The organism is Paeniglutamicibacter sp. (genome assembly GCF_046714615.1).
Lineage (GTDB): Bacteria > Actinomycetota > Actinomycetes > Actinomycetales > Micrococcaceae > Paeniglutamicibacter.
Map to the genome: position 1 here is coordinate 1 of NZ_JBKKAP010000045.1, position 19,940 is coordinate 19,940.

General features: G+C 65.0%; 17 protein-coding genes. 6 read left to right on the top strand and 11 right to left on the bottom strand.

Translation table 11 applies throughout. The features are described from left to right. Window positions 1–77: 77 nt before the first annotated feature. The 3 genes from ACLQ7E_RS05335 to ACLQ7E_RS05345 all read right to left on the bottom strand — a co-directional run bounded on the left by ACLQ7E_RS05335 (window position 78) and on the right by ACLQ7E_RS05345 (window position 5,934). Complete coding sequence (locus ACLQ7E_RS05335) at window positions 78–3,941, bottom strand: choice-of-anchor I family protein (protein ID WP_411731535.1); 3,864 nt, start codon at window positions 3,939–3,941, stop codon at window positions 78–80. A gap of 280 nt (window positions 3,942–4,221) precedes the next feature. Next, on the bottom strand, window positions 4,222–4,524 hold the full coding sequence (locus ACLQ7E_RS05340) for a hypothetical protein (RefSeq protein WP_411731536.1): 303 nt from the start codon (window positions 4,522–4,524) through the stop codon (window positions 4,222–4,224). 267 nt (window positions 4,525–4,791) lie between these two features. Beyond that, window positions 4,792–5,934 (bottom strand): ROK family protein, encoded by a 1,143-nt coding sequence (locus tag ACLQ7E_RS05345; RefSeq protein WP_411731537.1) that lies wholly within the window; start codon window positions 5,932–5,934, stop codon window positions 4,792–4,794. Between the two features lie 192 nt (window positions 5,935–6,126). Here ACLQ7E_RS05345 and ACLQ7E_RS05350 point away from each other — a divergent pair, with 192 nt between their 5' ends. Continuing rightward, a complete protein-coding gene (locus tag ACLQ7E_RS05350) occupies window positions 6,127–7,545 on the top strand; it encodes a sugar porter family MFS transporter (protein WP_411731558.1) in 1,419 nt (472 codons plus the stop codon). Window positions 7,546–7,669: 124 nt separating this feature from the next. Here ACLQ7E_RS05350 and ACLQ7E_RS05355 read toward each other — a convergent pair whose 3' ends face one another. From ACLQ7E_RS05355 to ACLQ7E_RS05365, 3 genes are read right to left on the bottom strand one after another with little or no spacing between them, the layout of a single operon-like run. Continuing rightward, on the bottom strand, window positions 7,670–8,683 hold the full coding sequence (locus ACLQ7E_RS05355) for a TAXI family TRAP transporter solute-binding subunit (RefSeq protein ID WP_411731538.1): 1,014 nt from the start codon (window positions 8,681–8,683) through the stop codon (window positions 7,670–7,672). Next, the gene (locus tag ACLQ7E_RS05360; RefSeq protein ID WP_411731539.1) at window positions 8,680–10,113 is read right to left on the bottom strand and encodes a sensor histidine kinase; all 1,434 of its coding nucleotides are present in this window, start codon (window positions 10,111–10,113) and stop codon (window positions 8,680–8,682) included. The genes ACLQ7E_RS05355 and ACLQ7E_RS05360 overlap by 4 nt, the downstream gene beginning before the upstream one ends. Further along, entirely contained in the window at window positions 10,110–10,778 is a 669-nt protein-coding gene (locus ACLQ7E_RS05365; RefSeq protein WP_411731540.1) for a response regulator transcription factor, read from the bottom strand. Before ACLQ7E_RS05365 ends, ACLQ7E_RS05360 begins: the two co-directional genes overlap by 4 nt. Window positions 10,779–11,068: 290 nt before the next feature. Between ACLQ7E_RS05365 and ACLQ7E_RS05370 the strand changes: the two genes are divergently transcribed. From ACLQ7E_RS05370 to ACLQ7E_RS05380, 3 genes are all read left to right on the top strand, one after another. Continuing rightward, window positions 11,069–12,505 (top strand): MFS transporter, encoded by a 1,437-nt coding sequence (locus tag ACLQ7E_RS05370; protein WP_411731559.1) that lies wholly within the window; start codon window positions 11,069–11,071, stop codon window positions 12,503–12,505. A 148-nt stretch (window positions 12,506–12,653) separates the two neighbouring features. Further along, window positions 12,654–13,031, top strand: a complete 378-nt coding sequence (locus tag ACLQ7E_RS05375) for an ArsR/SmtB family transcription factor (protein WP_411731541.1) — start codon at window positions 12,654–12,656, stop codon at window positions 13,029–13,031. Continuing rightward, window positions 13,028–13,666, top strand: a complete 639-nt coding sequence (locus ACLQ7E_RS05380) for an SRPBCC domain-containing protein (RefSeq protein ID WP_411731542.1) — start codon at window positions 13,028–13,030, stop codon at window positions 13,664–13,666. Before ACLQ7E_RS05375 ends, ACLQ7E_RS05380 begins: the two co-directional genes overlap by 4 nt. Before the next feature lie 81 nt (window positions 13,667–13,747). Here ACLQ7E_RS05380 and ACLQ7E_RS05385 read toward each other — a convergent pair whose 3' ends face one another. The 4 genes from ACLQ7E_RS05385 to ACLQ7E_RS05400 form a co-directional block, all read right to left on the bottom strand. Then, complete coding sequence (locus ACLQ7E_RS05385) at window positions 13,748–14,290, bottom strand: DinB family protein (RefSeq protein WP_411731543.1); 543 nt, start codon at window positions 14,288–14,290, stop codon at window positions 13,748–13,750. A gap of 13 nt (window positions 14,291–14,303) precedes the next feature. Then, window positions 14,304–14,633 carry a hypothetical protein gene (locus tag ACLQ7E_RS05390; protein ID WP_411731544.1) on the bottom strand — a complete coding sequence of 110 codons (330 nt, stop codon included), beginning with the start codon at window positions 14,631–14,633 and terminating at the stop codon, window positions 14,304–14,306. A gap of 132 nt (window positions 14,634–14,765) precedes the next feature. Next, on the bottom strand, window positions 14,766–15,605 hold the full coding sequence (locus ACLQ7E_RS05395; RefSeq protein ID WP_411731545.1) for an aldo/keto reductase: 840 nt from the start codon (window positions 15,603–15,605) through the stop codon (window positions 14,766–14,768). A gap of 46 nt (window positions 15,606–15,651) precedes the next feature. Further along, on the bottom strand, window positions 15,652–16,845 hold the full coding sequence (locus ACLQ7E_RS05400; RefSeq protein ID WP_411731546.1) for an MFS transporter: 1,194 nt from the start codon (window positions 16,843–16,845) through the stop codon (window positions 15,652–15,654). A 157-nt stretch (window positions 16,846–17,002) separates the two neighbouring features. On the opposite strand from ACLQ7E_RS05400, the gene ACLQ7E_RS05405 reads away from it, so the two are divergent. After that, on the top strand, window positions 17,003–17,449 hold the full coding sequence (locus ACLQ7E_RS05405; protein ID WP_411731547.1) for a MarR family winged helix-turn-helix transcriptional regulator: 447 nt from the start codon (window positions 17,003–17,005) through the stop codon (window positions 17,447–17,449). Between the two features lie 98 nt (window positions 17,450–17,547). Here ACLQ7E_RS05405 and ACLQ7E_RS05410 read toward each other — a convergent pair whose 3' ends face one another. Then, complete coding sequence (locus tag ACLQ7E_RS05410; protein ID WP_411731548.1) at window positions 17,548–18,807, bottom strand: hypothetical protein; 1,260 nt, start codon at window positions 18,805–18,807, stop codon at window positions 17,548–17,550. Window positions 18,808–19,071: 264 nt separating this feature from the next. Here ACLQ7E_RS05410 and ACLQ7E_RS05415 point away from each other — a divergent pair, with 264 nt between their 5' ends. After that, window positions 19,072–19,923, top strand: coding sequence for a VOC family protein (locus tag ACLQ7E_RS05415; RefSeq protein ID WP_411731549.1), 852 nt, complete (start codon window positions 19,072–19,074; stop codon window positions 19,921–19,923). Window positions 19,924–19,940 lie beyond the last annotated feature (17 nt).

Genomic DNA, 19,940 nt, shown 5'->3' on the forward strand with positions numbered 1-19,940 from the left:
TTTGTGCGCCTGTAAACCACAGGGGCCCGGGTCCCCCCCTGGGGGCAACCCGGGACCCTTGTGGTTGATGCTGGGTACTACTCGGAGTCGCTCACCGACATGCGGTGGCGGCGCCAGAGCAGGAACCCGCCCGCGGCGGCCAGCAGGAGGCCGGTGCCGGCAATGGTGCCGACCGTGGCTCCGGTGTTGGCGAGCTCCCCGTTCGGCTTGGAGACCGCCTCCGGCTCGTTGTCGCCGTCGTTGGCCTGAGGTGCGACAGGTGCAGGGCTTTCGCTTGGAACCTGCTCCTCGCCGCCTTGCTCGGGTGCTTCGCTCGGAGCCGGGGTCTCGCTTGGCGCCGAGCCTTCGCTCGGTGCCGACGCGGCAGCAACCTCGACGTCGAGCGCGATGTCCTCGCGGCCCTCGGTCGAAACCAGCAGCGTGTGCGCCCCTGTTTCGAAGTCTTCCGGGATCGCGATTTCAAAGGCGGTGGTGCCCTCGGCGTTGGCAGCCGGGATATCGCTGGCCGGAAGGGGGTCCGAATGCAGGACCGCAGTGATCTTTGTGCCCGCCTCGAGCCCGGTGACCTCGGCCTTCAGGGTTTCACCCTGCATGGGGTTGGCATTCTCCAGTTCGATCGTGGCCCAGTCGGTGCCGGCCACGACGGCGCGGCCCAGCGGGGCGGGGTCGACCATCGCGTGTGCCTTGAAGTACTCGACGGCTGCGACCAAATCGATCTGGCCGCTGTCGGCGACGTTGGTGCCCTTGGCGAAGGTGGTGAAGTTGTCCCCGCCCTCGGCCAGGAAGGAGTTGGCCGCCACGCGGAAGACCTGCTCCGCGGTGACCTCAATGCCCTTGAACAACACGCTCGTGATGTGTTCCCCGCGCGCTGCATCCGGGTCATAGGTGTAGGACAGGTCCGCGGAGATGCCCAGGTGCAGCTTGGGACGTGAGGATCCATCGGGCTGCCACTGTTCCTCGAGGATCTCCTTGAGCTGCGCGCCGGTCAGGTCCTTGGTGACCAGCGTGTTGCCGAAGGGCTGGACGCCTGCGGCGGCCTTGTAGCTGACGGTGCCGTCTTCGCCGAAGAGCAAGTCGGCGCGCAGCCCGCCGGGATTCATGATGCCGATGTCGGCCTTTTCGCCGCCAAAGGAATCATTCGAGGTGGACCACAGGTGCATGTCCGCAACCAGGTTGCCGAGCGTCGATTCGACGCCGCGGTCCGAGCCTTCGGTGCCGCCGCGGAGGATGTCGGCGCTGATCTCGCCGACCCTGACCTCACCTGCAACTTCTGCCTCGGCCGAGGCCTTTTCAACGATCTTGCTGACACTCGACAGCGCCGGGTAGTTCGCGGTGGTTTCCTCTGTCGCTTCGTCGGTGGTGGTCAGCGGGAGCAGTTCGGCGTCCAGGGACACTACGTCCTTGGTTTCCGGGTCGATTTCCAGTGCCAGGGCGCCGAGGGTGGTGCCGTATTGGTGGGTCTGGATGACGGGGCGTTCAAGCCCTGCGGCCCAGCCCTCGACGGGGAAGGAGCAGTCGTACCCCTGGTGGGTGTGGCCGGAGAAGATCGCGTCGATCTTTCCCGAGGCCTTGCGCACCAGTTCGCCGTAGGTGGTCTTTTCGGTGGCAATGGCCTCGCAGCTATCCACTGCCGAACCGTCGTGCGTCAGCAGCACGATCGCGTCGGCCTCGCCGTTGGAATCGTTGCCGTCGGACAGCTGCCCGGCGACGCGGTTGGCGGCCTCGAGCTGGTCACCGAACTCGATGTCGGCAATGCCGGCGGGAGAGACCATGGAGGCGGTGGATTCGGTGACGGTGCCGATGAATCCGATCTTTACGCCGTCGACCTCGCGGATCGCGTATTCGCGCAGCGCCGGGGTCGTGGTGCCCTTCCCATACACGTTGGCTGCAAGTGCGTAGTCGGCACCGTCATTGCCGGTGGACTCCGCATAGCGCGGGATGACGCGCGAGAGGAGGTCCTCGAAGCCCGCATCGAATTCGTGGTTGCCCACGACCGAAACATCCAGGCCCGCCGCGCCGAGCGCGTCGATGGTCGGGTTGTCCTGCTGGGAGAACGAGGTGAAGGTCGAGGCGCCGATGTTGTCGCCCGCCGAGACGAAGAGCGTGTTGGGGTTTTTTTCCTTCAGTTCCTTGACCGCACCGCCCAAGACCGCGGCACCTGCCTCGGCGCCGTTGGCCTCGATGCGGCCGTGGAAGTCGTTGATGCCCAGGACCTGGATGCTGGTGGTCGCCGGCTCCGCGGGTGCAGGTGCGGGAACCGCGTCGCCGGTGATGGAGAACAGGGTGGTGGTGCCCGAGACCTCGTTGCCCACCGCGAGCATCGGGGTGCCGGTGGGCGAACCCTCGGCGGGAATGAACGCCAGCCCCTCGGGACCGAGGTCCCCGGCCGTGGCGAGGTCTCCGCCGTCCTCGACGGACTGCGAGAAGTCGCGGTTGTTGATGTAGGTGACGAACGTGGCGGAGGCGGGGGTGGTCACGTCGTAGACAGCGACACCGCCGACGCGCTCAAGGCCGATGAAGGCGTAGGTGAAATCGCCGATTGTCCCGATGGCCAGGTTTTCGGGTTCCGGGCCCTTGTCGTCGCTGCGTCCCTCGAGGTTCGACTCGGAGTGGTTCGAGTTGAAGAAGTCGGGGTTGGCTGCGACGGTGATTTTCTCGAAGTCGTCGCCCGAGTCGAAGACCTGCTTGCCGTCGGTGGTCCAGATGGAGAAGGACCGCGAGCCGAAGGAAACGAGTTCCTCGTAGCAGTCGCCCGCCTCGTTCAGGCCGGAAGCGGTGGTCACGTTAAGGCGGCCCAGGTCATTGTCGCCGGTGAGGGCTGCTGCGGGGCTGTCCGCACAGACGGGGGCGAGCCCGTCGGAGCCCAGGTCCTTGACGCGTGCGCCCTCGACGTAGTCGCCCCATTCGCGGGCATCGCCCTCGTTGGCGGTGACCAGGTAGGTGGTGGAGCCGGAGGTGTAGGCGTTGATTCCGTCGGGCATGTAGGCGCCCTTGAGGCCCTCGAAGGACCTGATGTCGAGAGCGTCGTCCTTGTCGGAGGCATCCAGGCCGTTGCCTGCCAGTGAGTGGTCCTTGAGGCCCAGGGAACGGATCGCTGTGACGGTGGCGCTTGCCAGGTCGATCTCCGCCACCGCGTTGGCTTCCTGCAGTGCGGCGTAGGCGGTGGTGCCGTCGATGGCGATGTATTCGGGTTCCAGGTTCCGCGAGACCGGCATGTCGTCCCCATGCGGGGCGGGGCCAAAGACGCGGACCCCGGAGGGCAGCTGCTTGGAACCGCCTTCCTCGAATTCGTGGAAGGTGGCCGTCTTGACTGCCGACTGCGCGGGGGCCGCGAGTGTGGCCGGCAGGGTGAGGACGCTGATCGAGCCCTCGGGGTCGGAGGAGAAGTCATCCGCCGGCTCGCCCTCGTTGGCTACCACGGCGTAGCTGCCGTCCTTGGAGATCGTGACCATGTCCGGCAGGGCGCCGACCGTGACGGACCCGAGCATGGCGGCGGTCGCTGCGTTGGCGTCGAAGAAGAGCAGCGATCCCTTGGCGGTCTTGGTGCTCGACTCCAAGGCAATGACGCCCAGGCCGTCGGCGCGCACGGCCACGGAGTTGGCGATGCCGGAGCCGGAGATGGAGTAGAGCTTGGTGGGCTTGGTCGGGTCGGCAATGTCCAGGACGTCGACCGCCCCGGCCTGCGCGTTGACCACGAACAGGCGCTTGCTGGCGGCGTGGTAGGTGACGATTTCGGCTGCGGACTTGTCGAAGATCCCGGTCTCGTAGGAGCCGATCGCATTGAGCTCGAGCCCGGCTCCCTTCGTCGAATGGGAAATCGGATCGGGGACGATATCTGCGACGGCGCCGGCGGCATAGAATGCGGAACCTGCTACCGCGAGGGCGGCAATTGCCGCCGACGCGCGGGTGAATCGGCGCAGCGGGCGCCTGGATATGGACATGTGTTTCCCAACGGATAGCGAGTGAGTAAGGGGACTAACCCTAGATGTCTATCGGTGGAAGGTTTCTAACTGGTGAACGCCACCCAACGGGAGGGGGCTTCCGCAAGTCGGTGCGGAGGTCCGTGCGTAGCAGAGCCGGGGGGTCCAACCCCAGCTCGAACCACCCCGGCAGCGAATGACAACGGTTTGGAGAGAGGGACCTATGTTTTGCGGGATATTTGGTCCACGGTTCAGAACGCATCTGGCAACGTTCGGCAACAGACTCCCCGGCTTTGCTCGGCTACTGCGTGGACATGCCGGGACTGATCGGCACAAATTCGACGATCTTGTTGCGGGGCACCGGCTTGCCCTTGTTGCGGTCAAAACCCTTGGCATCCAGGGCGTTGGCCAGCCGGAATGCGGCATTGGCGGCCTCACGCAGTTCATTCAGGCGCTGCCCGGTGAATTCTTCCTGTGTGCCATCGGTAAAGATGACGTTAACCCGTACGCCCTTGGGGTAGATGGCACGCATACGAACGTTGCCGTCGGCGTCTTGCTGGAGATTGATCATGTGGTGCTCGCCTTCGTGAATGTGAATGCTCATTCTTTCGCATTTCTTACGCAAACTCATCTAACGCCGCGTTGGCGAGCTAGGCATGAGGGAAGTGAGGGGGCTGGATCCGAATTGCTCCCGCCGCCTTCCGCGGAATTTCAGCGTGCGGAAGGGATGAGTGCGGCGGAATGCGGCGAAGGTCTTGGGCCGCGTGCGCCTGGCGATGTGGTGTGAAGACGCGATTGCCTCGGTTCCACGTGTCGGGTCCGCCAGGTTGTCCTCGATATGGCGCCGCCGGACCGGGAGGGGAACCGCGCATCAGGAGCGGTAGTTGCCCCAGAAGTGGGATTCGGCCATATCCCGTGCGGCCAGGCTGGCCCCGATCAGGGGAGCGTCCTCGCCCAAGGCGCTGGACAGCACCTCGAGGTCTGCATTGAGCAGCAGCGGCTGCAGGGCCCGGACGAGCATCCGCGTGAAGGCGGCGCTGTCGGCGATCGGCCCGCTGAGCACCACCGCCTGTGGATCGGTGATTGCGGCAATGTTGGCGATTTGCCGGGCAACGGCCTCGACGAAAAGCCGGGCGTTATCCGGGGCCGGCGTAGCTTCAAAAAGCGACAAGCATCCGGGAACGTCGAGCCGATCCTTGCCGGGGGCCGCTATTCCGTGTTCCAGCAGCTGGCTGATCAACGTCCGTCCTCCCGAGCGCAGGTAGCTCAGTTCGCCGGCGGCACCGTGTCTGCCACGCTGGACGGTTCCGGACATCACCAATCCGGCGCCGACGCCGGGTCCCAGATAAACCATGATGAGCTCGTCGATTCCGCGGGCGACACCAATGCGCTGTTCGGCCAGGGTCGCCCAGTTCACGTCGTTGTCCAGGCGCACCGGTCCGCTGCATATTTCGCGTAAGAGCGCGCCCACGTCACCGCGCCCTTCCGGGAACGCGGAAGCCGGCAGGACCACCGGGCGCTGGGAGACCGGATCCACCGGGTTGCCCTGCGAGGCGGTTGCCGCCAGACACGGGGAACCAGTGGCACTGACCGTGGTTGTGACAAGATCCCGCAGGGTTGTCTCGAATTCGCCCGGGGTCATGGAATCGGGCAGGTCTAGGGTGGTTTCATCAAGCAATATGCCACGCAGGTCGTGGGTTTGAACCCGGGTCCGCCCGGCCGCCGCGGCGAGCGAGAGCGTGTGTCCGTACGCCGGATCCAGGTCGTAGATCTCCGGTATCCGGCCTCGTTTTTTGGCCGGGGGTGTTTCGACGATTCTCAGTAGACCGGTTTGAGACAAGCGCGTGGCGGCCTCCGAGGCGGTGGGGCGCGAGAGTCCGGTGGATGCGGCGATGTCGGTGCGTGAGCTGGGGCCGTGGACGAGTAGATGCTCCAGGAAGCGTCGGTCCGTGGCGCTTGCCAGCGCCCGCGGCAGGGGCCCGGCGGAGGTTCCGGAGGGGGCTCCTGTGATCATGTGATCAATCCTTTGGTTAGGCAGTCTTTCCAAATCCTATCGCAGTACCCTATGCTGGACATCACAATCTTTAGGCTCCCTTACTAATTGAGTCTTACCAATGAATCAAAGGAGATTTCAACGTGGACCAAAGCCATGGACTGCCACAGGTAACGCTCGACGTGCGGGGTTTGGTACTCGGTGCCTGAGACGATGCGGGTTACTGCTCCGATTCAGAGTGACGGACGGGTGACGCCCCGGCTGGTTGCCATGGCATCAACTGCCGCGCTGGGTGGCTTCCTCTTCGGCTATGACAGCGCGATCATCAATGGAACCGTTGATGCGGTGCGCGAGCAGTTCTCACTGAGTTCTGGCCTGCTGGGCTTCACCGTTTCCTGCGCGCTGTTGGGAGCGGCGCTGGGTGCCTGGTTTGCCGGGGTTTGTTCGCAACGCTTTGGCCGAGTCCGCACGATGCTTATTGCCAGCGTCTTGCTCAGCGTTAGCGCACTGGGCTGCGGATTCGCCTTTGGCGTGTGGGACTTGATTTGGTGGCGCTTTATCGGTGGCATCGGCGTGGGCTTTGCCTCGGTGATCGCTCCGGCCTACATCGCTGAAATCGCACCCTCGAAGCAGCGCGGCCGACTGGGCACCTTGCAGCAGCTCTCGCTGGTCATCGGCATCTTCCTGGCATTCCTCATCTCGGCCATGATCGCTTGGATGGCCGGGGGAGCCTCCCAGAGCGCCTGGCTGGGGTTGGAAGCATGGCGATGGATGTTCCTCTCCGGACTGGTTCCATCCCTGGTTTATGGCATTTTGGCGTCCCGGTTGCCCGAGTCTCCGCGCTACCTCGTGGAGAAGAACGACGACGAAGGTGCCCGTCGGGTGCTCATCGACGTGGTCGGGATGTCGGCAGGAGCCGCGACGGAGGAGAAGATCGCCGAGATCAAGTCAACGGTGAACCTGGAACGACGCCAGCGCTTCGCCGATCTATTCGGTGGCAAGTTCGGGTTCAAGAAACTGGTCTGGATCGGCATCCTGCTCTCGGTCTTCCAGCAGCTCGTGGGAATCAACGTGATCTTCTACTACTCGACCACGATGTGGAAGTCCGTCGGATTCCAGGAATCCGACTCGTTCATGATCTCCGTGATCACCTCCGTCACCAACATCGTGGCAACCATCGTGGCGATCATGCTGGTGGACCTGATCGGTCGCAAGCTGCTGCTGCTCATCGGCTCCGCGATGATGACGCTGTCTCTGGGAACCATGGCCGTGGCCTTCGCCCAAGCCGTGAACGTCAACGGGGAGCTCAGCCTTCCGGGTGCCTGGGGCATGATTGCGCTGGTGGCAGCGAACCTGTTCGTCGTTGGCTTCGGTGCCAGCTGGGGTCCGGTGGTGTGGGTGCTGTTGGGCGAGATGTTCCCCAACAACATTCGGGCGCTTGCCCTTGGGCTCGGTGCTGCAGCCCAATGGATTGCAAACTTCGTGGTCAGCACGACGTTCCCGACGCTCGCGGACCTTGGCCTGCAGCTCGCCTATGGCATCTACGCAGGGTTCGCGTTGCTCTCGTTCCTCTTTGTCTGGCGCATGGTGCGCGAGACCAACGGGCGCCAGCTCGAACACATGACGCTCTGATCCCCTGACACAACGCGGGATTCAAGATCATCCGAGTCATCGCTCCGTGCACGTTTGCCCTTTCCAGGGCAAGCCTGCACGGAGCGATTTCGCTTTCCCGACGGAAGGTGCTGGCCCCGCAGTGCTACCCGTGGAGTTCCCTGTAGGCCGCGGCGGCGGCCGGGTGCAGCGGGATGTCGGCGGTGTTGATCAGGGAATTCGGACTCAGGAACTGCACCCCGACGCTCGAGCGCGGAATCAGCTCATCCGCGTTTCCCACCAGCAGGTCCACGGTTCGCCGCACCGTCTCGGCATCCAGGTCCATCCGGCACAGCAGCAGGTTGGCCACCCCGACTGTCCACACCTCGTCGATGCCCGCATAGCTGTCGCCGGGGATCAGCACCTTGTCGTAGAAGGCGCCATATCGTTGGCGCAGTCCGGGGAGCAGGGACGAGAGGTCCAGCAGCGCGAACTCGGTGTTGGTGTGGGCCTGGGCGATGGCGGCGGTGGGTACGCCGCCGGACCAGAAGAGCGCGTCCACGTCTCCGGCTGCCAGGGCTGCGACCCCGTCGTTGAGTCCCAGGGCCTTCACGGTGACGCGCCGGCCCGCGGCAGTGGTTCCTGCGGGGGCGGATTCCAGTCCGGCGACCTCAAAGAGCCGCGGGGTGATCAGGGAGGTTCCCGAACCCGGCATGCCCACGGCCACGGTGCGCCCGGCGAGGTCTTCCAGGGAAGTGATGGAACTGTCCCTGCGCACCACTGCATGGACGTAGTTCTGGTAGACCTTGCCAAGCGCCGCGATCTGCCCGGGGTGCTTGCCTTGCGGCCCGCCCTGAAGCGAGGCGGCGTCGGCCAGCGCGACGGCCAGGGTCGCCTCGCCGGAGACCAGCTGTGCGAGGTTGTCCAGGCTGCCGCCGGTGGCATTCACCGTGGCCAGCGTGGCCACCTCGTGCCGCTGCAGGGAGGCGGCCAACAGGGTGGCGAATTCCAGGTAGAAGCCGCCGGGCTCCCCGCCGGCGACGACGATGGCTTCGCGGCGCGCACCGGAGACGCACGAGGCAACCACCGGGGCCAGCAGGCCGGCCAGGGAAGTGGCCAGCGCGGCGCGGAGCACACCGCGCCGCGACAGGTGGAAACCGGGTGCGGGGTTCGCATTCATGAAGCTCCCCCTTGCTCGGGCACGGTGGGTGCCTTGTCGAATTCGAGCCGGGCGCGCAGGCCGTGGGGTTCGTTGGGCTCCAGGACCAGGCGCCCGCCGTTGGCCGTGGCCAGCTTGTCCACGATGGTCATGCCCATGCCGGTGCCGCGGATCGATGAATGCTCGGGTGCGCGCCAGAAGCGGGTGGTGGCAGCCGCCAACTGGGCGGCGTCGAGTCCCGGGCCCGCATCGGCGATCTCGATCAGCGTGCGCGGACCTTCCCGGCGCACCGAGGCCGTGATGTCCGAGCCACCGGCATACTTGACGGCATTGTTCAGCAGTTCGCCGACCATCTGCGCCAGCTCGACCCGATTGCAGGAAAGCTCCGCGCCGGGATCCGTTGCCGTGGCCAGGACGAGGCCGGATCCGGCCGCCAGGGCTGCGGGCCTGGCGCGGTCCACTTCCTCGGCCAGCACCACGAAGGCGTTGACGCGGCCGGAGTCCGGGCCGTCGGCAGCCCCGGCGGAGGTGCCGGCCGAATCCTCAATGAGGCGGTGCTCGGCGACGGCCAGCTTCAACACCGAATCCAGGATCTCCTCGACCCGCTCGAGTTCAGCCAGCACCCCGGCCCCGGCGTCGCACTCCTTCTCATCCTTGAGCTCCAGCAGCAACAGGTCCACGCGCAGGCGCAGCGCACCGATGGGGTTGCGCAGGTGGTGGGAGGTGTCGGCAATGAGTTGGCGCTGGGACGCGATGAGTTCGCCCAGGGTGGTGGCCATGTCGGTGAAGGAGCGGGAGAGTTCGCGCAGCTCCGGGGGACCGGCCGCCGGCAGCGGGGGTGTGTGGCCGGTGTCCTTGAATTCGCGCACCGCCGCACCCAGGTTCTGGACCGGGCGCAGCACCCAGCCGGTGACCCGGCCCGCGAGCAGCAGCAACACCGTGGCCAACGCGATTGCGGCAATGCCGGTGACCAGCCAGCGGTAGCGCAGTTTGTCGCGGGCGGCATCGAGGTTGACCTCCATGACCGCCTCGCCCAGGACCTGGCTGGCACTGCCGAAGGACCGGGAAATCACCTCGTGGCCCGTACCGAAGGGCATCACGGGGTCCAGCGCGGTGTCGGCCAGGTTCAGCGAGGCCCGCGCCAGTGCGTTGCGCACGTCGGCCCGCTCGGGGTCCAGCCCGCCGGAAACCAGTGTGCCCTGCTGCATCCGCACCACCAGGCCCTCGTCGTAGAGCCCGGAGTAGGTGTCCATGTCCCGCTGCAGCACCGTGGTGTCCCCGTCACTCGCCGCGTCGTAGGCCACCTGGGCGATCCGGTTCAGCGCTGCCACCCGGTTGATCTGCAGCTGCTGGGTCACCTCGCGCCCGGCGGAGGAGAGGATCACGTTGGACACGAGAAGCACCAGCAGCAGCACCAGCACGCTCAGTACACCCAGGACGCGGAGCTTCACTGCGGGTCGGCTTCGATCCGGTAGCCGACGCCGCGGACGTTGACGATGAAGCCGGGCAGCGCCAGCTTGGAACGCAACCCGGTCAGGTGCACATCCAGGGAGCGGGAGGAGGCCAGAAAGGCATCTCCCCACAGGGAGTCCAGGATCTGTTCGCGGGTCACTACCGAGCCTGCATTGCGGGCCAGCAGGGCCAGCAGGTCGAATTCGGTGGGAGTCAGGGACAGCTCGGTTCCGGCGACCTCGGCAACGCGGCGGTCGAGGTCGATGGCCAGTTCCCCGATGCGGATGTGAGTGTTCTTGCGTCCGCCGGAGAGCATGGTGCGCCGGGTGACGGCCTCGATGCGGGCGAGCAGTTCCACCAGCTTGACCGGCTTGATCAGGTAGTCGTCCGCGCCCGAGCGCAGGCCGAGCACGACGGAGCGTTCGTCGTCTCGGGCGGTGAGGATCAGGATGGGGGACAAGGTGACTTGGCGCAGCTTGCGCAGCACCTCGAGCCCGTCCATGTCGGGTAGACCCAGATCCAGCAGGATCACGTCGAAGTCGCGGTGCCTAAGCAGTGCGTCGGTGCCGCGGGAGACCCGGGTTGCGCCGTGTCCGGTGGACTTCACCGCGGCGGTGAGCGCCGCGGCCATGGAGTCGTCATCCTCTACGATGAGTACGTCCATGGAAGCGTCCCTTGTTTCGTGGATTGTGTCGTCAAAAAGTCGTGGCTCACGGGGGCAAATGCATCTTGCGCCCGTCTTGGAGAGTACCATTTCTTCGAGTTTCCCGCCCCGCCCGGTTCCTGGTCTTGGCCGCGCCGGAACCCCAAGCGGACTCCTAAGGAAGTGTTAGGAATGGCCTCCCACGTTGGTTGTAACGTGTCTCACGATTACCTTGGTTGAGGCCCCGGTTGATTGTGGGCCGCCAACGTAGGAGGAGGAACAACCCCATGGGCGAAGCTGCCGTGGACAACATGAAGAAGGCACCGCGACCCGGTGCCCGCGTCAAGGACCCGATTGAGGCAGCCGCAACGCGTCGGGCCGTCAGCAACATCCTCAAGGGCTCGGCAGGAAACCTCGTGGAGTGGTTTGACCTCTACGTGTACACGGTGTTTGCCGCGTACTTCCAATCGCACTTCTTCAACTCGACCAACGAACTACAGGCCGGCCTCGAGGCCATGGCCGTGTTCGCGACCTCGTTCCTGATGCGCCCGGTGGGTGCCTGGTTCTTCGGCCGCTACGCCGACCGCCACGGACGCAAGGCGGCGCTGACGCTGTCGGTGACCATGATGAGCGCCGGTTCCTTCGCCATTGCGCTGCTGCCGACCCAGCAAGCCATCGGCATGTGGGCCATGGTCCTGCTGGTCTTCGTGCGCCTGGTGCAGGGCTTCTCCGTGGGCGGGGAATACGGCACCAGTGCCACCTACATGTCCGAGGCAGCGACCTCCAAGCGCCGCGGGTTCTTCTCTTCCTTCCAGTACGTGACCCTGATCGGCGGGCAGATGATGGCCCTGCTGGTGTTGGTCATCCTGCAGAACACCATGAGCCACGAGACGCTCACCGCGTGGGGCTGGCGCATTCCGTTCGCCATCGGCGGCGTCGCGGCCCTCGTCGTGTTGTGGCTGCGCCGCACCATGGAGGAAACCGTCTCCGCCGAGCAGGTTGCAGCGGCCAACAAGCCGGGCGTTGCCGGCGAGGCCCAGCCGGGCACCATGAAGCTGCTGTTCACCCAGTACTGGAGGCCGCTGCTGGTCTGCATCGGCATCACCCTGGGTGGCACCGTGGCCTTCTACACCTACACAAACTTCATCCTGAAGTTCATGAACGACACCTCGGGCATCGAAAAGACCCAGACCTCGGTCATCAACTTCTGGGCACTGTTCATCTTCATGCTGCTGCAGCCGGTGTACGGCATCATTTCCGACAAGGTCGGACGCAAGCCGCTGCTGCTCTGGTTCGGCATCACCGGTGTGCTGTTCACCTGGCCGCTGCTCTCGATGCTGTCCAAGACCCAGAACCCGGTCTTTGCCTTCCTGCTGATGATGGGCGGGCTGGTCATCGTTGGTGGCTACACCTCGATCAACGCGCTGGTTAAGGCCGAGCTGTTCCCTGCCTCGATCCGTGCCCTCGGCGTGGGCCTGGGCTATGCGATCGCGAACTCGCTCTTCGGCGGAACCGTCCCGCTGATCGGCGCGGCCCTGCAGAAGGCCGAGCGCGTTGACCTGTTCTTCACCTACGTCACCGTGGCCATCGCGATCTCGCTGCTGGTCTACATTTTCGCGCTGAAGAACAAGAAGACCACGCACCTGGACAACGAACAGGGCCACGCCTGGACCGGCAAGAACCCGGACACGCAGGCACCGGGCACCAAGGACACGGACGACGACAAGAAGGAACTCGTCGACGCATAGTCCCGCGGAGCGCAAACCGCACCAAAAGCCACCCTCCTGCGCGCGTCCCAACGCGCCGGCGGGTGGCTTTTCCGTGCCCGGCAAGGTGGGTTTCCAACGACTCTGATTAAGCTATTGCTTATATAAGTGGAAGTTGTAGTATGGGACCGTGCATGCATTTGAAGTCTTGGGCGACCCGACCCGGCGCCGTATCCTCCAGCTGCTGGCCGACGGAGAGCAAAGCTCCGGGGCCATTGCCGGACGCATCCGGGACGAGTTCGGGATCTCCCAACCCGCGGTCTCGCAGCACCTGAAGGTGTTGCGGGAGAGTGGATTCACCTCGGTCAGGGCCGCGGGAACCCGCAGGCTCTACGCCGTTGCCTCCGAACCGCTGCGCGAGATCGACACCTGGCTCGAGGACTTCAGGCACTTCTGGGATCAGCCGCTGGATGCCCTGGAAACCGAAATTGCGCGCGGAAAACGACAGCGGCGCCTCGCCGCTTCGCCCACCGAGGACCCACAGAACCCACCCGAGGAGCAACAATGATCGACATTGCAACCCAGATCGGTGCCATCGACCGGACGGTCTCCCAGCGGACGGAAGAAGACGGAAGCGAAACCGTCTCGGTCCTGGCACGCCGCACCTACAAATCCGATCCCGCGGACCTCTGGGACGCCCTGACCAACCCGGAGCGGATCCCGCGCTGGTTCCTTCCGATCAGCGGGCAGTTCCATGAGGACGGCAACTTCCAGCTGGAGGGAAATGCCGGGGGCCGGATCCTGGAATGCGCACCGCCCACCCGCCTGAGGGTCACCTTCGGCGGCGACGACAGCCTCGTCGAGTTGCGCCTTGCCGCCGGTGAGGCCGGCACCACGACCCTGGAGCTGGAGCACACCGTCCCGCTGGCCATGGCCCAAAGCGGTGCCGGAGCACTGTGGGTGGGTCCGGGTTGGGACGGAATGTTCCTGGCCCTGGGACTGTTCGTGGACGGAATCGTGGCCGACGACCCGGCCGCGGCCGCGCTTTCCCCCGAGGCCCTGGCCTTTTCCGAGCGTTCGGTTCGGGTCTGGGCCGAGGCGGTGCGCGAATCGGGCACGGCCACAACCGAACAGCTCGAGGAGGCGCTGGCCATTTCCCTGGCGCAGTTCGCACCCGGCACCGAAGACCCGGCTTCCACCTAGGTCCGCGGGGCCACCCCACAAGCCACCCGCCTGACGTGCAGTCCAACGTGCCGGCGGGTGGCTTTTTCGTGCCCGGAGGCCTCAGGAAGATCCGGGTTCCGGCCCGCGGGGCAGGTCCAACTGCCCGGCGTGGAAGTCGAAGTGTTCGGTGGGGTAGGCATAGAGCTGCGTCAGGGTCATGCCCCGGGTGAAGAACGGGTCCCAGCGGGTTGGGAAGGGCATGGCGCGGGCCAGCGAGGCAGGGGACTCGGACTCGAGCTTCCGGCCCAGCACCGCCAGGACCCGATGGAGCTTTGCGGCCATCCGATGCCGGTTGTAGAAGCGGGCCGCGGCCTTCGAGCCCCAGTAATTGACGGCATCAAAGGGGACTGTGGAAGTGTCCAAGACGGCGACGAATCCGGCTGATACGGGGGCCGGCATCCGGGAAAGCACCCGGTGAAGCGGCAACAGGGCGCGTGCCACCATGTAGCCAAAGACCATGTGAAAGAGCAGCTCCTCGTTGTTCCAGCGGGTGCCGGTGCTGGAGCGGCCGAGGTCGGACGGGGAAGCATGCGCCAACCAGTCGCCCAATTGGTGCTCGGCGCGGGCGTACTGCGCGAGGATGTGTTCCCGGTCCTGGTCCATGACGGCCTGTCGGCTAGGCGCGGGCGTTGGGCGCAGGTGCCGGGAGGACAGCCCGGATGGCCCGGCGCAGGTCGTCTATCTCCGGCTGGCCGGCGAGTCCCGAGACCGTGGGGTATACCCGGCAGGCCACTGCCGGCGCAGCAGCGGAGGCAAAGAGGTCTATGCCGTCGAGGCTGAAGCTTGGCGATCCGTGGAAGGCGAGCTTCTCGGCCTGGTCCTGGGTGGTGATTTCGCGAACCTCAACCGCATCCGTGATGCCTTCGAGCCCGAGGGCACTGTCAAAGAGTTCCTTGGCGGTGCCTGAATTCGGGCATCCGGGGATCACAAGCAAAACAAGTTCCATGCCTTCAGTATTGCGCGTTTCGCTTCCAGCGCCAGCGCAACATGGCACGGAACACCGGCGCCCCGGGCTCCGGGACCGCACCAAGGCGGACCCGGACCGCGGGGGCCGGGAAGAGGCGGAAGGCGAAAGGAATCAGCCGTTGAAGGTGCCCGGGAACGGGCCGGTGCGCCCGTCGCGATCCAGGGCATCGAGTGCCGCGATGCTGTCGGTGTCCAGCTCGAAGCCGAATAGATCCAGATTCGAGGCCATGCGCGAGGCCGTGACCGACTTCGGGATCACCACGTTGCCCTGCTGCAGGTGCCAGCGCAGGATGACCCGGGCCGCGCTCACCCCGTGGGCGTGCGCGGCGGCCAGCACCGCCGGGTCATCCAGCACGGCGCCCTGGGCCAGCGGGCTCCAGGCCTCGGTCGCGATGCCGTGGGCGCGGTTCACCGCGGCGGTCTCGCGGTTCTGCATGAACGGGTGCAGCTCCACCTGGTTGACAGCCGGCACCGTGCCGCCGAGCCCGATCACGCGTTCAAGCTGTTCCGGCAGGAAGTTGGAGACTCCGATGGACCGCGTCAGCCCCTCGGCGCGCAGTTCCTCCAGCACCTGCCAGGATTCGAGGTATTTGTCGGTGTCGGTGCCCGGCCAGTGGATCAGGTACAGGTCCACGTGGTCCAGGCCCAGCTTGTCCAGGCTTGCGGCCAGCCCGTCGCGGGTCGTTTCCCGGCCCAGGTCGGCCAGCCAGAGCTTGGTGGTGACAAAGAGATTTTCGCGCGGCAGGCCCGATCCGGCCAGCGCCCTGCCCACCCCCGACTCGTTGCCGTAGATGGCTGCGGTGTCGATGCTGCGGTACCCGGTTTCCAGCGCGGTGGACACCGCGGCCGTGGTTTCGGCATCGGGGACCTGGAAGACTCCGTAGCCCAGCTGCGGCATGCTGGTTCCGTCATTGAGGGTGATGCTCGGGATGGTGTTTGTTGCGGTGTTCATGGTGGTGGTCCTTGGGTTGTGCGTTGAAAGAAAAATGAAGTGGGTTTTAGCCGACGCTTGCGGAAACGCGTTCGGCAAGCCTTTTCTTGGCGTATTCGCCACCGCGGACGCGGGTGGCGATGAGCATGACCGCGAGTCCGGCAACGGTGATGACGGCTCCTGCCCACAGCGGGGAGGTGTAGCCAAGGCCCGCCGCGATGGTCAGTCCGCCGACCCATGCACCCAGCGCGTTGCCCACGTTGAAGGCGGCGATGTTGGCGCCCGAGGCGAGCGTGGGGGCGTGGGCTGCGTGGTTCATGATGCGCATTTGCAGGCCCGGGACGGTGGCGAAACCGACGCCGCCCATGAGCAGCAGGGCGACGATGGTGGCCGTTTGGTTCCCTGCGGTCAGGGCGAAGGCGACCAGGACGATGACGAGGGCAGCGAGCACCGTGATCAGCGTGGCGGCCAGGTTGCGGTCCGCGGCGCGGCCCCCGAGGACGTTGCCCACGAAAAGGCCGACGCCGAAGAGCACCAGCAGCCACGGGACGGAGCTGGCGGCAAAGCCGCTGACGCCGGTGAGGGTGAAGGCAATGTAGGTGAAGGCGCCGAACATGCCGCCGTAGCCCAGGATGGTCACGAACATCGACAGCCAGACCTGCGGGCTGCGGAAGATGTTGAACTCACCGAAGATTCCCTTGTTGCCCGAGCGGGCCAGGTTGCCCGGGACCAGGACCATGATGCCGATGAAGGCAATGACGCCGATGACGGTGATGGCCCAGAACGTCGAGCGCCATCCCGCGGCCTGGCCCAGTAGGGTGCCGAAGGGCACGCCCAGGACGTTGGCGATGGTCAGCCCGGCAAACATGAATGAAATGGCGCCGGCACGCTTGTTGGCTGCCACCAAGTCGGCGGCAACGACGGATCCGATGCCGAAGAAGGCACCGTGGCACAGGGCCGCAATAATGCGGCTGACCATGACGATTTCATAGGTCGGGCCAGTGGCGCTGAGCAGGTTGCCGATGATGAAGAGCAGCATCAGGAAGAGCAGCGATTTCTTGCGGTCCAGCCGGCTGAGTACCGCGGTGAAGATGATGGCGCCGATGGCCACGGCGAGGGCGTAGCCGGAAATGAGGTAGCCGGCGACGGTTTCGGTGACCCCGAAATCCGCTGCAACCTCGGGCAGGAGGCCCATGATGACGAATTCGGTCAAACCGATTCCAAAGCCGCCCAGGGCGAGGGCGTAGAGAGCTACGGGCATGAAGAACCTTCGGTGTATGAGGGCCGGGATGAGATGCGGAGGGTTTCCCCGCATCAATCGTTGCGTCTGCAACTAACTGCTAACGCAATGATTGCACACGCGTTATATCGGCGCAAGGTGATATGCTGAGCGGACGAACACGCGAGGAGATTCACCCATGGGGATCAAGGACGACGCCGTACAGATCCGCGCGCAGGGCTGGCGCACGCTCGCCGCACTGCATAACCTCATCGAGGGGGAGCTGGAGCGCGCGCTGCAGGCCGAGCACGGGCTGTCCGTTGTGGAGTTCACCGTGCTCGATGCCCTGAGCCGGCAGGACGGTTGGCACATGCGCATGGCGCAGCTTGCCCGTGCCGCGGCGCTGTCCAGCAGTGCCACCACCCGGCTGGTGACCCGGCTCGAAGATCGGGCATTGCTCACCCGCATCCTGTGCCAGGACGACCGCCGCGGAATCTACACCGAGCTCACGCCGGCGGGGGAGCAATTGTGGGCCGAGGCCCACCCGACGCACGACGCGGTGCTCCACTCGGCGCTGGAATCCGCTGCCCGGGTCCCCGAACTTCAGGAGCTGGTAACCGCGGTTGCGCCCGAGGGCGAAAACTAGCGATTCGCTCTACTGCTCACGCTGCCGCGATTTCATTGCGGTAACACGCGCGAAGCGCGATGGGCCGTTCCCGGTGCCCCGGCCGCGCACAGGATGAATCAGTCGCCGGCGCCCAGGTAGCTGGGATCGTCCGCGTCCAGGGGGTCCGCATGGACCACATCAAGCCCGGCCGGCTCGGCGATCGCAAAGGCAATCATTTTCTTGAGCACTGGCGGAATCCGATAGTGCGTATCGCGGAGCACCAGGCCCTCGGTGCACAACAAATCCAAAGTCATTTGCGCGATCAGCAGGTCGAGCTGGTCGTCGCCGGCTGTTGTGTCAAGGGCGGTTTCCAGGTGCTCCACAGAGTACCCGTCCTCGATCCCGGCATCCAGGAGCATCGACGTCATGATGATGCCTTCTATGTCGTCGTTCGACAGGTCTTCCTTGACGACCTTGTGGGTATCGTGATCTCCATCGACGGCCGTGAACCGAAGATAAAGGCACAATGCGACATCGCGGATTATGTGCATCAGTAATTCTTCGCGATCGCGTCCGGTGGTTGCAGCCAACGGGTGGTGCATCGTTGCCCGGCGCGCGCCCAGCTCGATGATGCCGATTTGCACCAGTGCTTCCCAGTACAGGACCAGGCGTGGGACGTCCTGGGCCGTGGTCACCCGCAGTGGTTCGCCCTCATGGGTGGCGAACATCGTCGGATCCGTGTTCACACCGACTGCCGCGACGCCCAGGGCCGCTGCGGCACCCTGGATATCCTTGCGCGTCAAAACGCCCTTTGAGGTGACGTCGCGTTTTTCACCGAACCAATCCATGAATGATTGGATGCGCCCCGACAAGGGCAGGGCGAGCAGGCCGTCGCGGGTTTGTTCGCGGGTCAGCGCCGGAACCTCGAAGACCCTGTCGTCGAATGCCTTGTCGGATTGCTCGTCAATAATTTCCAGAATTGCTGCCTGGGCTTCCTCGAACTGGGCATCACTGCCACTCCAAAGGCCCGAGTCGTCCAGGAACAGCAGGTAGCCCATGACCACGTGTAGGACGAATTCGAGATCGTTGTCCGGGGCTTCGGTGAGGTACCAGGCCAGGGTGGCTGCCGTGGGGGAGGGTAGCAAGACCGTGGTGTCGGAGCCTCCGCCAAGTCGCAGGTAGTGCTCAAGGAATCCATGGAGAATCGGCAACGGATCGCCAATGGCCGCCAACGACGTGTTCGCGCGAACCCACTTCATGAATTGTGCCGAGACATCGTTCCCGGTGCTGCGCGCGCGGAATTCGTCAATGCTGACGATCTGTCCCGTCGCCGCCGACCGCGCGGGGTGTCCCTGCTTGGCCTTGCGGGAGGCCGAGGGGTTCTTCTTCTTGGACACGGGATCTCGCAATCGGTAAGGCGCAGTCGGACAACTCCCAATCACAGTACAACAGGCGCGCGTTCGGGGCGGGGGAAGGCTTATACGTCAATGCATGTCACGGCTGCTATGCAATCGTGAGGAAGGAGGGTTTTAGGGGCGACCACTCCTACTCTTTGATGTATTTATTGCTAGATAATCTATTCTTCACGTGATAATGTTTTCTAAACAAGCATCACGGAGAGGTGGGCCATGGCCTGGGGATTGATAAGAGAGATGGGCCATGTGTCCATTCAGACCAATGACATCGAGGGGTCGATTTTCGATGCCACGCAACTGCTCGGGCTGCGCGTCACCGAACGCACCGAGAACGAGGTCTACCTGGCGGCCAACGCCGTTCACCACGAGCTGGTGTATGTCGAGTCGGAAGTCAACGGCATCCAGTCCATTGGCCTGATCGCACGCAACGGCGACGCACTTCGTGAAATTCGCCGCCGCGTCGAGAATGAGAACCTCACGTTTGTTTCGCACACGGCCGTCAGTGCCGGCGTGCAGGACGGATTCAGCTTCATCGGACCGGAAGGCTGGATCTTCGAGATCTACACCGGAATGCAGGCCAGCGATCCGGGACTGCAGGGCTTCGGCCCGGACCGCTACGGACACATCAACTTCCACCCGCGTGACCCCCGCGGCATGATGGAGTTCCTGCGCCGGATATTCGACTTCCGCCTGTCCGATGTCATTGGCGACGACTATGCCTACTTCATGCGTTGCAATGCCGACCACCACGGCATTGCGCTGATTGGCGGCCGCGGAACCTTCCACCACCACGCCTGGCAGGTCCAGTCCATCGCCGATCTGGCCAAGTTGGGCGACCGTCTGGGGCGCGCCGGCCGCGAATTGATCTGGGGTCCGGTCCGCCACGGCGCCGGCCACAATATCGCTGCCTACTACGTGGAGACCTCCGGCGCGGTGGTCGAGCTTTACACCGACCTCGAGCAGATCTACGACGACGAGCGCGAACCGGTGATCTGGGCAGAGGACGAGAACTGGTGGAACATGTGGTCCAACCGCCGCACCGACGATTTCCGCACGTTCGGGATCCCCTCGGTCACCGAGTTGAAGACTTTCCGCTAAGCACACGGAGGATCGAC

Coding starts and splice junctions, on each gene's coding strand:
- ACLQ7E_RS05335 (WP_411731535.1), bottom strand. CDS start 3,941: ATGTCCATATCCAGGCGCCCGCTGCGCCGATTCACCCGCGCGTCGGCG.
- ACLQ7E_RS05340 (WP_411731536.1), bottom strand. CDS start 4,524: ATGAGCATTCACATTCACGAAGGCGAGCACCACATGATCAATCTCCAG.
- ACLQ7E_RS05345 (WP_411731537.1), bottom strand. CDS start 5,934: ATGATCACAGGAGCCCCCTCCGGAACCTCCGCCGGGCCCCTGCCGCGG.
- ACLQ7E_RS05350 (WP_411731558.1), top strand. CDS start 6,127: ATGCGGGTTACTGCTCCGATTCAGAGTGACGGACGGGTGACGCCCCGG.
- ACLQ7E_RS05355 (WP_411731538.1), bottom strand. CDS start 8,683: ATGAATGCGAACCCCGCACCCGGTTTCCACCTGTCGCGGCGCGGTGTG.
- ACLQ7E_RS05365 (WP_411731540.1), bottom strand. CDS start 10,778: ATGGACGTACTCATCGTAGAGGATGACGACTCCATGGCCGCGGCGCTC.
- ACLQ7E_RS05370 (WP_411731559.1), top strand. CDS start 11,069: ATGAAGAAGGCACCGCGACCCGGTGCCCGCGTCAAGGACCCGATTGAG.
- ACLQ7E_RS05380 (WP_411731542.1), top strand. CDS start 13,028: ATGATCGACATTGCAACCCAGATCGGTGCCATCGACCGGACGGTCTCC.
- ACLQ7E_RS05385 (WP_411731543.1), bottom strand. CDS start 14,290: ATGGACCAGGACCGGGAACACATCCTCGCGCAGTACGCCCGCGCCGAG.
- ACLQ7E_RS05390 (WP_411731544.1), bottom strand. CDS start 14,633: ATGGAACTTGTTTTGCTTGTGATCCCCGGATGCCCGAATTCAGGCACC.
- ACLQ7E_RS05395 (WP_411731545.1), bottom strand. CDS start 15,605: ATGAACACCGCAACAAACACCATCCCGAGCATCACCCTCAATGACGGA.
- ACLQ7E_RS05400 (WP_411731546.1), bottom strand. CDS start 16,845: ATGCCCGTAGCTCTCTACGCCCTCGCCCTGGGCGGCTTTGGAATCGGT.
- ACLQ7E_RS05405 (WP_411731547.1), top strand. CDS start 17,003: ATGGGGATCAAGGACGACGCCGTACAGATCCGCGCGCAGGGCTGGCGC.